This window comes from Virgisporangium ochraceum, from assembly GCF_016863655.1.
Classification (GTDB): domain Bacteria; phylum Actinomycetota; class Actinomycetes; order Mycobacteriales; family Micromonosporaceae; genus Virgisporangium; species Virgisporangium ochraceum.
On sequence record NZ_BOPH01000157.1, the window covers coordinates 20,874 to 34,152 of the forward strand.

The 13,279-nt window shown below is 67.8% G+C and carries 3 protein-coding genes and 1 pseudogene; 2 read left to right on the forward strand and 2 right to left on the reverse strand.

The window, feature by feature from the left end; genetic code table 11:
* Positions 1–751: 751 nt before the first annotated feature.
* Positions 752–1,369 (forward strand): hypothetical protein, encoded by a 618-nt coding sequence (locus tag Voc01_RS51795; protein ID WP_203935187.1) that lies wholly within the window; start codon positions 752–754, stop codon positions 1,367–1,369.
* Between the two features lie 1,431 nt (positions 1,370–2,800).
* Positions 2,801–3,418 (forward strand): DUF6000 family protein, encoded by a 618-nt coding sequence (locus Voc01_RS51800; protein WP_203935188.1) that lies wholly within the window; start codon positions 2,801–2,803, stop codon positions 3,416–3,418.
* Between the two features lie 1,015 nt (positions 3,419–4,433).
* Here the strand turns inward: Voc01_RS51800 and Voc01_RS54525 are convergent.
* Both Voc01_RS54525 and Voc01_RS51810 read right to left on the reverse strand, forming a co-directional pair.
* Positions 4,434–4,918, reverse strand: a pseudogene (locus Voc01_RS54525) (transposase); the annotation flags it as partial.
* Positions 4,919–5,047: 129 nt separating this feature from the next.
* Positions 5,048–11,728, reverse strand: a complete 6,681-nt coding sequence (locus Voc01_RS51810; RefSeq protein ID WP_203935189.1) for a polymorphic toxin-type HINT domain-containing protein — start codon at positions 11,726–11,728, stop codon at positions 5,048–5,050.
* Between the last annotated feature and the right edge of the window lie 1,551 nt (positions 11,729–13,279).

A 13,279-nucleotide genomic window follows, 5' to 3' on the forward strand; every position in this document is an offset into this window, starting at 1 on the left:
CAAGCACATGTCGTTCTCGCGTGGGTAATGTGGTCGTTCGCCATGCTCCTCGCTTCCGGCTTGGTGGGCCTCGCCGCGGGTGTCTTGCGCACCATGGACGGCGCGTCGATCGCGGGCGCCGTGACCGGCGGCGCGGCCGCAGCAGCTGGTACGGCCACCCTCTGGTGCGTCGTCACAGCGGTGCTGATGACCGCACTCCGGCGGCAGCCCTAACCGGCAGCCGGTCGACCTGATCGATGATGCACACATCTCAGCGCGAACGGTCGGCGTACGCAACGTGATCGCTGGAAATGGGTACTCCGGACGGTGCGGCGGAGACCGGACGTCCGGGCTCGAACCGGCCGTTCGACGTAGACGTCCCATAATTTTCTGATCCGATGTCCGCGTGACGGCGGGGCTCTCCCGGCTATCGGTTGGTGACGACCGCACCTCGGTTCGTTACGGCGCACCATCGGGCGGTCGTCGATGCGGGGGATTGTGGGTCATACCTTCCACCGATGGCCCGACCCCAATTCCTGTTCCGTCCGTGCCCGCCAGTGGAGCGGTGGCGCCGCATGGTGAGGTCCCCGCGCTTTCACGGAGTCCGCGAAAGCGGGGGACCTCAGGGCGGACCACTGTTCGTCGACTGTCTGAACCGGCGGGGTGCCGGCAGCCGTCGGGACACAGCGGCGAGACGGCCGGGTCCGTGCCCGGCCGTTCCCACTCGTCCAGCGACTTGCCTGCAGTGCCCACGGCAAGCGTCAATCACCACGTGACACCACCGTCCACCGACCAGCCCACAACTCAGGCCGCCGGCGACGGCGCCCTCGCCGTCGGGCCGTCGGACATCCGCCCGGACCTTGACCCCGACGGTGCCGGCTATCCGGGTGGCGGCGCACGTGCCGGCGACATCCAGGGGTTGCTGATCTTCCTACGGTGGGTCGAGTCCACCGCTGAGCAGTGGGGTCTGGCCCGAGGCAGCGTCGAGGACGTCCGCAGCGCGTGGCGGGCCGTCTGCGGCCGACTCGATGTGCCAGACGACAGCCCGGTGGTCGACGTCGACATCGACGTTCTCGCCGAGAGATGCCGCCAGGACGGCATGCGACTGAGCTCGGTCGGCTCGTACCAGGCCCGGATGCGTACCGGCCGCGGCTGGTACCTCGAGTGGCTCGCCGGCAGACCCGACTGGCGGCGCCGGCGCGCATCCCGCCGCTACTCCCGACTCGCCGCCCCGCAGCCTGCCTCGGAACCGGCGCGGAGAACCATCGATATCCCGGTCCGTCCGGACGCCGTCGTGACCGTGTCCATGCCCGCCGACCTTCGACCGGCCGAGGCCGACATCGTCCACGCCCTCCTGTTAAACATGATCAGGAGCGGCGCCGGAGACTGAACCGTCCCGGCCACCGCCGTCCGGAGCGGCGGAGCTGTGGTGGCGGACATCCAGCGGCCGGCCGCCGTGGCGGATGACGCCCCGTGTTGTCGTCGGCGGCCCCGGAGCGGCTCGAGGGTGCGGCGCGTGGTCGCGAGGGCGGGCACGATAACAGTGCTTACCGTGCGCCACCCACGGGCAGAACGGCCGCGCAGCCGGCCTCGCGCACCACGGCTCGAGCGCCGACGTGACGGCTGAGGTGATAGCTCGCGTGACAGCTGACGTGATGACCGAGATTGCGGCCCGCCGTGCGCCCTGCCGTCCCCGGCCGGTACCTTCAGCCCGACGAGACGTGTCACCCGGACCGGTCGTCGTCGAAGAGGCGGTGCGCGGGGTCCTGCCGCTGTCGGGCGGTGAGGCTTCGTCCGAGCTGCTTGAGGGCCACCGCGGGCGTTGGTCAGGAAGTCGGCGAAGGTGTAGCTGCCGAACCTGTCGGGTGGCCGCCCGCCGGCCGGCCTCGCGGCGCTCGTTGTGGGCGGCCTCCCACTGCGGCCACAACGCGCGCGCCTGGGCCAGGGTGACCCGAACGGCGCAGGTCCTGCCGCAGCCCTGGCCCGGTGCGCGGACGGGTCCGCGCCTGCCGGTTGTCGCCCGCCGTCGGGTGCCGGTGTGGCCTGTCCGCTGTCGTCCACAGCCACTCAAGCTACAGGCCCGTCGTACCGACTGCAGGTATCCGGTGTGGCCTGGCCGGTTGGAGACGAACTGAACGGCCTGACGCTCCTCAGCTGACGATCCGTTCCCATCGCTGCAGTCCACTTGGCATGCTGCGGGCCGAGTCCCGCCCGCAGCAGCAGGGCACCACACGGACTGGATTGACAGGCCGATCAGCGGCGCTCTGAAGTCGAAGCTGTGTAGGACTTTCGGCCCACAATCACCACTCGATGCCGATATAGGAGCCGTGCAAGGCATCGAAGTGGCACCTCGCCCACTCCGACGCTCTTCCGGCGGGCCCGAATGGACCGACTGACCGGCCCGTTAGGCGGCTGAACCGGCGGACAAATGTCGTTTCTCCAACGGATGTTCAGGGACCCTGCCTCGCTGGGTTCTGCTATGTGGTCCAACCCGGTGGCACCACGACTCAACGATTGGAACAGGATGTGGCTGGTCGACCGCCCGTCGACGCATAACCCAGACCCCCAAGCCGCGCACCCTGCCGACTGGGTTGCCTCCGCAACAACAGTTCATCGACCGAACGGAGCCGCACGCCTCCAGCGGCATCTGCTGGCTGGTCGTGTTGAGCCATCACCCTGCAGATTGAGTCTGGAGTGTCGGACGGTCCGAGGTTCTTTGAGAACGATGGACGGTCAGCCTAGACAACAAGACTGAGCCACCCCGGTAAGTTGGAGGCCCTGATACATATCCGTTGGTAGCTAACGCTGGCAGAATGTCCCCATGCGCCCCATCCAGAGCGATCCGGAGTTGACTGCAGCGGTTGACCGTTATGTTCGCCCTGGCCGTCGCTACATGGCTTTGCACGGCGCCCGATTCCTGCGCTTCAGCGACGACGAACGGAACAAGTTCGTACGGTCGCTCCGCGCAGCGGCCGCCGAGATCACGCTGCGTGAGCTTATCGTGCTCCTTGAAGGCGATTACCGAGCACGACTCACCGCCGCATTCCTAGCTGGCATCGGACGCCGGGCTCGCCTCCGTGACCTCATCGGAGCGAACCTGCTGGACAGCGAATTTGTATACGCCGGCCAGGGATACTGCTTCGCATTAGCCAGTTTCGGCACGCCCGCAGACGCTGCTCTACTGGTCAGATACCTGGATCGGTACCTGCCGCAACCCGACCTCAGATACGACCAGCCATGGGCCGTCGGAGCGCTGCTGCACCTCGATGACCGGCTGGGAACGGCGGATGCCGAACGGTTTCTGACCGAGGGCGGTCTATGGCAGACCTGGGCCGCGGAGACCCACGGGAATCCCGAGAATCCACATGATTGCCGCAGGCTCATCGACGACCTGTGCGCCCTCGCTATCGAATTTCCCGAGGGCGTCGACGCACAGTAACCTTTAGACAACGACATGAGCCCACGATGCCTAGAAGCCTGCTTCGGGTTCACCCCGTAGACCTGGTACCCGGCAGCGATCAGCGCCCCGACCCACGACCCGCGGTCGGTCTCGATGTACACCAGCACCCAGGAAGGCCCCCGTCGTCGGGCAGAAACCGGCCCACGAGTTCATGGAAGCGGGCCATCCCGTCCACGCCCTCGGGCAACCGGGCCGTGCGCACCGCCCGGCCGTTTTTTCGTCCTGCACCTCCACACCGTGGTGATCTTCCGCCCAGTCGTCGCCGACGAACAGCACTACGGTCTCCGCTCTGCCACGGGTCGATGTCAGCAGCCCGCGGACGACGACAGCGCCCTAGTGGACCAGTGCTCACACTGCGTTCGTGGGCACGACACCCATCAGCCGTTTCGTCTCCCGACCACTGGCAGGGCACCCTCTGACCCCAGGACTCGGCTTCGGTCCAGGATTTGGGGAGTGCTCACCCGTCAGCGGCTACCAGGCACCGAGTCTGCCAACGGCTGACCGGTAGCCACTGGTCGGCGGTGACCGTTGCCGCATCAGCGCCCCTGGGCCAGGTGGCTTTGGTCGTGGATGTGGGCACCACTTGTTCGCGAGTATCGACCGCACCCGCGAACTCACAGATGTCCGTGGTCGCGAGTTCCGACACCACCGTTCTCGGGCGGCCGAGCGTCGTCGAATCTTCCCAGGTGACCCTGTGGGTCGCCTGGCATCCGTGCGTGTGAGGGCACGCGACCGGCGTTCCCCGACGACCGGACCGCCGGAGCGCGGCTGCAACCGGTGCCTCAACTGCCCGCTGCTCAGATTCGACGCCGTTCGAGCTGTGGTCGACAAGCGAAGGAGAGCAGGCCTGACCGGCGAACGCTGGCGCCGGGCCATCGAGGGCTCAGTTTGATCAACTAGTGCGGCCGGTTCTCATGACCACGGACATGACCGTTCAACCGATCATGGTTCCCCAAGCCGCGACCAAGTGGTGCCCGTTCTCGCGACCGTAGCCAGCCAGGCGCTGGACGTCCAGCGGCGCCGTCCACGACGACCGGCCGGGTTCCAACGCGCGATCACCGAGTACGGCCACCCCGGGATCATGACCGCCTGGCCCTTGGCCCGCGGCCGTAGGTGTGACACAGGATCCATTCCGGCGAGGTACGCGCCTCCGGCCGCAGCCAACAGGTGATGTCCACGGCCAGCACGAGCCGACCGTCGCCAGCGCGGGGCAACGGCAGACCGTCCAACGCCGTCCGTAGCCGCTCCACATCGATGCGCCCGTCGGCGATCACCGCATAGGCCGAGCTGTGACCACGGCGGTGTTCTCCGACCAGGGACAGCTCGGCCAGCGACCGCACCAACCCGTCTGCTCACAGCACCGCATCGGCCAAGTCGAAGAGCATCCGACCGCGCGATCAGACAGGCGTAGAAGTCCCACCTGAACCGGCGCAGGTTCCCCAACGCCTTACCCACCAACGGATCGTGAACACTGATCATCGACAGCCCTCGGCCCGTAGTCACGCTTCCCATAGACAAGAAGAATGATCAACCAAGGACTGCCAACTGATCGTCAGGGCCGCCCACACCCCAAACCACCCTAAAAATCAAGCTACATGAGACGCGGGGTCAGCAGCCAGAAAACTCCGAACCGGTAACGCTGGATCGTGTGTCGGCGCCTGTAACTTCACCGCGAATCGTCACCTCCCCCTCCTCGTACGGATAGTGCGCATCGACGATCTGCGAAGCGACGTCAGAGCGCCTCACCCGGAGAACCGTGCCAGGCCCGTTGCCGTCCCTCGCGAAATCAAGTGCGATATCCGGATCGGTAGTCCACGACGTGAAATTGCTCTGGGTCCTTCCTCCAGCATGCCAATCCGGATCGTCATGACCACCCCACGGAGTCGCGATGCCACGTTGAGCCCGTTCTAGTCCAGGATGTCCGTACGGAACGCCGCGATAGAGGTACTCTTCCCCGCCGGTGTTGTGCACGAGCACTGGGGTGTTACCAGCGACGACATAGTAGGTGTGGACGTTGTTGACTGTGAGGTCGCGCATCCACTTCGGACCTGCGAAGGTTCGGACGACGGCGACAGTGACGCGACTTCCGTCCGCGGTGAGCAATACCGTTCCGGCCGTGAGGTCTGCGGCGTCGACCCAGCGTCCGACGTTTGCAGCCCAGAACGGGTGGCTCGGCGTGGTTTGAATCGTAGTGGCGACGCCGTCCTTGCCGATGACGGTTACGTCGGTGAGTTCAACGTCGAGGTTTTTGTGCGTTGCGACAACTACTTGTACCGACGTTCTGCCGGACTGAGGGTCAGTAGCTTGGACCGAATCGCCAACCTTGACGTCTACGATGCGCCTATCGGTGCCGTCAGCCATCCGGACAGGAGTATCAGGGTCGAAACTGTGCCGAGTGGCACACGTCGCAGATGGGCTTTCGTCGGCTTTCTTGACTGCCTTGGCGAGTAGGTCATCGGTTTTTGCAATGATGTCGTCGGCCCACTTGGTGGCCGCTTTCCAGGCTTTCCAGGCTTTGAAGGCCCTCCAGAGGCCCTTGCCGATCTTGCCGATCATGGAGCCGATTTTGGTAATGGGGAGTGCGTTGGCGGCGACGCTGATGCAGGCTCCGACGCTGCCTTTGGTGAAGCAGTCGATGATGTCGGTGACGCCTAGGATGTCGAGGAGGAAGCTGAGGCCGTGCTGGAGGATCAGGTCCAGCGCGGTCTGGTTCTTGATCTTCTTGGCCTTTTCGTAGTCCTCCTTCTGCTGCTGCGTCAGGCCTCCGGCGCTTCCGCTGTTGTTAGGCGCTCTCTGGGGGTTTGCGACTATCGGATGGTTGACCACGCCCCAGGACTTCGAGCAGTTTCCCTGCCCTGGTACACCGCCGGCGCTGGGGTCGCAGGCCTGGCCGCCGCCGGGGTCGAGGCCTGACGGGTCGGAGCGGGTGATGGGGCTGTGGCCGGAGTAGGCGTAGGGGTTGAACGCGGCCGGGTTGGCGGTGTCGGTGAGTGGGTCGGGGCTGATGAAGCCGTAGCTGGGGTCGTATTCGCGGGCTCCCATGTCGACCAGGCCGGTCGAGGTGTTGGTTTGTTTGTTGAGGAAGCCACGGTCGGTGGGCCAGCTGCCGGTGGTGGCGGCGGGCCAGGTGAGGGTGGCGCGGTCGGCGCCGTAGGGGGTGTACCAGCGTTTCTGGACTTCGCCGGTGGTGGCGTTGACGGCGACGTTGGCGCTGCCCTGGTGGTCGGCGGCCAGCCACGTCAACCCGCTTGTGGTGCGGGCGGCGATGGTGGAGCCGCCGTGGCTGTAGTAGCGGGTTGAGGTGACGGTGCCGCCGGCGGACCGGAACTCCTGCCCGGCGGCGTAGAGGGTGGTGGCGCCGGGTTCGCGGCGGATGAGTAGGCCGCCGTCGGCGTCGTAGAGGTGGCGGGTGGTCTGGCTACCGCCCGGGGCCTGGACGACGGCTTGGGCGAACTGGTTGTCGCTGTTGAAGGTGTAGGTGCTCTGGACGCCGTTGACGGTGCGGGTGGCCATGTTGCCGACGTTGTCGTAGGTGAAGGTGTCCGTGCCGGCGCCGGTGCCGGTCTTGGTGACCGAGGTCATGGCGTGCGGCCTGACCGCGTTCGTCCCGGTGGCGGGGTAGTTGTAGTCACGGTTCGTCGTCGCGGCGGGAGTGCGGCGGGTGTCGGTGTCGCGGCGGCCGGCGTTGTCGAAGGTCCACGAGTCCCAGTACGGGTACTTGCCCGAGCCGGCGATCGCGGTGGTGGTCGGGGCGGCGGTGCAGTTGTCGGTGGCGGTCCAGGCCTGGGTGAGGCGGTGCTGCGGGTCGTAGGTGAAGCACTGGGACTGGCCGTCGGTGTTGTCTTTGATCGCGGTGATGTCACCTGTCGGGGTGTAGGTGTAGGAGTCGCTCTGGAAGCCCGGTCCGGGCGGTTCGGGGTTCTGGGAGTACTTGGTGTAGGCGGCGGTGAGTCGGCCGGTGGCGGGGTCCCAGGTGTAGTTGCGGTTGATCGCCCCGGTGCCGGTCAGGGCGCCGTAGCGGCGCTGGGACAGCTGCCCGAGCGGGGTGAGCGTGGTCGCCGATACGTAGGTGGCCAGGCCGCCCAGGGTGGTCGGGTTGCCGAGGGCGTCGTAGCCGTAGGTCAGGGTCTCGGCCGGTGCGTCGTGCTGGGCCGGGTAGGTCAGGGTCGCCGGAGCACCGGTGTACTCGTTGTAGGTCATTGACACGCTGTACGTGCCGGCCAGGACGCCTTCGGCGAGCGGGATCGTCGTGGACATGCCGGTGGGCTGGTAGCCGTCGGTGTATCCGGCGACGGTGGTGGTGTACTCGGCGTCGCCGTCGTACCGGGTTGACGAGGTCAGCATGCCCTTGGCGAGGCTGTCGTAGCTGTAGGAGGCCAGCCGGGTGCCGGTATTGACCTCGCCGGCCCAGCGGTGGGTGACCCGGCCGAGGTTGTCGTACTCGAACGACATCTTCTGCCCACGGGCGTCGGTGCTCGACAGGACGTCGCCGGCCGGGTTGTAGACGGTGCTGCTGCCGCCGGTGTTCGGGTCGGCGGTGCTGGTGCGGCGGCCGCCGAGGTCGTAGCCGTAGGTGGTGACGTTGCCGGCCGGGTCGGTGACCGTGGTCAGCGCGTCCAGGCGGTTGTAGACGTAGCTGGTCGTCTCGGGGGTCCCGGTCGCGGCGGCGTTGGCGTACACGCGCAGCTTCGTGGTGCGGCCGTGCGCGTCCCACTCGGTGCGGGACGCGCCACCGGACGGCGGGGTGACGGTGGTCCGGTCACCGTCGTGGGCGTACGTGGTCTGCCACTTCATGACGTCCATCGACCACAGCTGCTCCGCTGTGGTGCGGCCGAGGAGGTCGTAGCTGAGGCGGGTCTGGGACGGCACGTCGTCGTCGTCGAACCCGACCAGTGTCGCCGATGGGGCGCCGGCTGCGTCGATGGTGGAGGTCTTGGCGGCCCGGCCGTAGTCGTTGTAGACGACGTCGGTGATGACCCGGCCGTTGCTGGCGTTCGGGGTCTGGGTCTGTCTGGTCCGCATGCGGCCGTCGAACAGGTCGTAGGAGGTGATGACGTTGCCGGTCGGGCCCAGCCGCCTGGTCGCCACCGAGTTCGCCCCGGTGGCGGAGTAGGCGTAGACGTACTCGACGTCCGGGGTTGCCGAGATGGAGCGGCCGGGCCGCCACACCTTGACCAGCCTGCCCAGCGCGTCGTGGTGCGAGGTGGTGACGCGGCTGTTCGGGTCGGTCACGGTCACCGGCAGACCGCGGCCAGGTTCGAGGGTGGTGACGGTGGCATGGCCGGCCGGGTTGGTCGTTCTCATCTCCAGAACCGGCCCACCGGTGGCGGGGGTGTAGGCGATGGTGCTGGTGTTGCCCCGGGCGTCCTTGACCGAGGTCTGCCGGCCGTGCATGTCGTAGCCGGTCTCGGTGACCGCCCACGTCGCGGGGCTGGCGGTCATCCGCTGCTGCGACTTCGTCGCCAGGCCGTACGTCGGCACGGCGCCCAGGGTGGTGGAGCCGTCATAGAAGGTCTGCGCCTCGGCCAGCAGCGTGTTGGCCTGCGCGCACTGCGCCCCCTGTCGGGTGAGCACCCGGTACGGGACGTTGATCAGATGTTTGGTGGTGTTGTAGGCGTGGTCGGTCGAGGTGCAGGTCTCGTCGCCGGTCACCGCCTCGTCACCGAACTCCTTGACCGCGTTGACCTGGCCGTAGGAGTCGTAGCCGTTCTCGGTGCGGGTCCACCGCCACGTGTTGCTGTGCGCGAGGAACGTGCGGGCCCGGGTGATGCCGACGCGGTGACGCCAGATGTCGAGAGGGAAACTCCCGCCGAGGTGGGTCCAGGTCGGGTCGTAGACGGTCGAGGCGACCACGTCACCGTCGTCCAGGGTGGTGCGTTCCCGGATGGTACCGGCGAGGAAGCTGGAGTCGGCGACCGTGCCTTGGGAGTCGGTGATGGTGGTGTACCGCCAGGACCCGTTCGGGCCGCGGTCGCCGTTCATGCCGCGGTAGAACAGCGCCTGGGTGGTCTCGTAAGGGCCTCCGTTGGGGCCGTGGCTGGTGGTCACGACGGGGTAGCCGCGCCACTGCGACCACGACCGGCGATCCTCCGGGGTGATGTCGTTGGTGTCGAACGCCCACAGCGCCGCGACGTTGGAACCCCAACCGGCGTAGTCGTAACGCCACACCTCGTCCTCACCGTCACCGGTCAGGTCGTGTTCGACCACGGTGTCGACGAGGTTCTTGTGGAACCACACCCAGTTACCCTCGTAGTACTGCGGCCAGCACGCCATCCGGTTGTCCTCAGTGGACGGATACGCCGGATTGGCCGCGGTCGCCGAACAGTTCGGCTGCTTGTACCACACCCGCGTCTGCCCACCGGAACCGTTGTCGATCAGACTCAGGCGCCAGTGCATCAACGGCGGCGCCCCACCCGCGTTGTCACCCCACGCCACCCGATTGTTCGTCTTGTTCCCGCCGAACAGCACCGCCGGCGCCGTCACCTGGCCGCCGGACACCCCCGGGCCGCTGACCTTGCCGGTACGGGTGATCGCGTTGAGCCACAACGCCGGCGACGTGTCATCCTCACCGTTGAACGGGGCGACGTGGTCACCGGTGCCCGGATAGGTGTAGTCGAACTGGTAGCGGTCCACCGGCGTATACCCGCCCGTGGTGTTGCGCACCTCGGTCTGAACCGAGTCCAGCTTGTACGGCGTCCAGAACGACGGCGAGTAATGCGCACACTGAGTCACCGGCGTCGTGTCGGCGCAGAACAGATCCCACGGCGTGTCCGGCCAGTTCTCCTCCTCGTGCAGACACACCAGATCCTCCGGGCAGCGCACCGACGGCGTGAAGTTCACCTTCATCGGCGCCGGCTGCGACCACTCCTCCCCCATCCGAGTGCCGTACTCCACCCGCTCCAACGTCGTCGTGATCGTGTACCACGAGTCGTCATGGGTACCGAGCATGCCACCGTAGGAACCCTGGTACGGCTCGTAGAAGTACGTCATCGAGTTCCCGCGCGGGTCCACGACGTAGTCCAGGTTCCACCGGTACGCCTCGTAACACCGGTTGTCATACATCGACGTCGTCCGGTAGCACCGGTCACCCGGGGTGTTGAAGTACACCGGCACCCGCTGCGCCGACCAGGTCCACTTCGACGTGTCCTCCCGGTCGGAGTCCATGTTGTAGCCGCGGCCGAAGTAGTACTGCACCCCATCGAGGTCGGTGACCCGCCAGTGCTCACCCGACGTGGTGTCGTTACCGCCCACCCACAGCCGCTCGATCCGCAACCCGTCATCGGACTGGGCCTTGAACTCGTCGTCACCGACCTTGATCAGCCGCACCGACCGGCCACCGAAGACCATCGTGGCGTTGTCGCTGTACCAGCACAGATCCTGGTAGCCCAGCCCCTGGTCGGTGCACGACTGAAACTGCCGCTCGATGTAGCCGACATTGAACTCCCAGCCCATCCCCACCCACGACGACTGCGAGTTCTCCCGCAACGACCGCCCGTCCACCGAACCCGACGAGTACGACACCTTCAGATCCGGCGCCGGCCCACCCGCCGACGGCGGCACCTTCAACGGATACGTGTAGGAGAAGTCCGCACCCTGCTCCCCCACCGCCCACGACGACGTCGGTGCCAACGACGTCCGCGAATAGTCACCCGCCGTCCCCGACGCTGCCGCCACCACGGCGAACACCCGCAACCCGCCAGCGACCTGCGGCGCCCCCTGTGTGTCGCCGGACACCGGCAGCCGGTCCACCGACACCACCTGCGCCGAGGTCACGTTCACCGCTCCCGGCACCGGCCGGTGCCGGGAACACTCCTTCACCCCCGGCGTGGTCAGCACACACGCCGGGTACTCGACCAGGCCCAGCCGCAGCGGATAGTCACCACCCTGCATGGCGGCGAACCCGGAGTAGTCCACATCCAGCGCCACCGTCGCCGACGCCGCCCGGCCGTCGCCGCGCTCCACCGTGAACAGCGCACCGTCGACACCGACCGCCTCGGCCGTGCCGCGATCGGCGACCGTGATCCGAAGCGACGCCGGCGTGTCACCGGGAAGCCTGGCACCCGGACGCAGCGCGTCGTTGGATCCGGCCGTGTCGATCGCCGCGCGGGCCACCACGGGCAGCCCACCCGGTGCCGTCCCCACCGCCCGGGCCGTGGCCGACGGTGCCGCCTTCGCCGCCCCCGCCGCGGAAGCGTCCACCGCGACCACGCCGGTGCCTCCGGCCGGCCACGCCGAGGTCGGCGGCCGCCACTTCGGCATGTCCACCGACGCGGCCTTCGCTGGTTTCACTGGCGACACCGGCACCGGTTTCCCACCACCGCCCGGGCTACCCGGATCCGACGGGGCCGCCGCGGCAAGGTCCGGAACAGCAAAAACGCCCGCCACGACGACGAGCGAAACGATGCCGGCAGTCCACGAGCGGGCTTTCCATCGGGACCGGAACGGGACAGGGGGCAACGACAACCACCGATCAGACACCACAAACGCTCCAGGTCCGCAGGGCCGAGAACCAGATCTTCTCCACAAACAGTTGTCGATGCAATACCGAGAGCGATACGTCCGTTCTTGCCCGAACCGGCCACAGATCCGACGGATGCGCCCCGGACCATGCCCGGGCCGAACCGGCGACCTCCGGACCCCGTCAAGCCGGCTGATCCCGGCTCCGTAGCGGGCAGAGCGTCGCTTCGTGGTCTCGCCCCGGCTCGGCACGGGTGAGACGGCGCGGGTGGCACTCGCCGTTGGGCTGCTGGCTACGCATCTGGGCGTGGGCGGCGCGGGCTAACCTCAAGCATCTCCACGGCAGCGCCAGCGGACCGGGCGGTCACCGCACCTGCCACGGAGCCACGAGGGCCGGTTCGGATAGCCGGACCAACCTGTCCGCTGGAATACGGCCACCCCTGCGGAGTCAACGCCGCCGTTCGACCGACGCTGGCGGCGAGTTAACGCGGGCATGCGTCATGCGCGATGCTTGGTTCCCGACGAGCTGCTGCCGCGGTGGCGTGACCTTCTTCCCGCCCTGGGATGGTTGGTCACACGCCGGTTCGGTGGTGCGCTCGTCCAGATCCCAGTGCTCGGGCTCATCGCCTGCGCGGTGACGTGGCCACTGTCGATGATCACACTGATCGGTCACCGTGCCGACCGGACCCTGGCCGCCCGCCACCGATCGGCCGCGGTCGCTGTCCGTGTGCGAGAGCCGGCGTCGCTGTCCTGGCGTCGAATGCTGGCATCGGCCGCAGCCACACCGGTGGCGTTCACCGTGCTGTGTGGGCCGCTGCTGGTCCCGCTCGCCGCTGCGGCCGCGGCCGGCCGGATTTGGGCGCGGTGCTGGTCCTGGTGGGTCTGCTGCTCGATGCGGTCACGGCCGTCCTGGTACTGGCGTCCGTGGCTGCAGCGGTACGGTCGATCGCCCCGGTCCAACGACGCGCCGCCCGGGCCGAGGCCCGTCGGCGGGGCACGCCACTGCTCGGGGTCCATACCCTGGCGGCGTGCAGCTCCGACCGGCGGACGGCCACCGTGCCCGTCCGGCAGCTGCTGCGCCATACCGACTCCCGGCGCGGCACTGATCGCCAACCCCCGCGACGACAGCGTCGCCACCATGTACCGGCGGCTCGGGTTCCACCCCGTCCAGCCCCGAGGTGACCGGGTGCTCGTCCGGTGGAGCCGCCCATGACCCGGCCCCGCCCGCGCCGACCACCCCAGGTGGTGCACCCAACCTGACACTTCGTCGGCCCCGGCACACCCGTCCATCGCCGCCTGTCCGGTGGCACGGCTTCCGACGCCGCCGCCCGCGAAGGCCGGGCGAGATTGCGCTGCGGACCTTGCCTGTCGCGGATCTGGTCC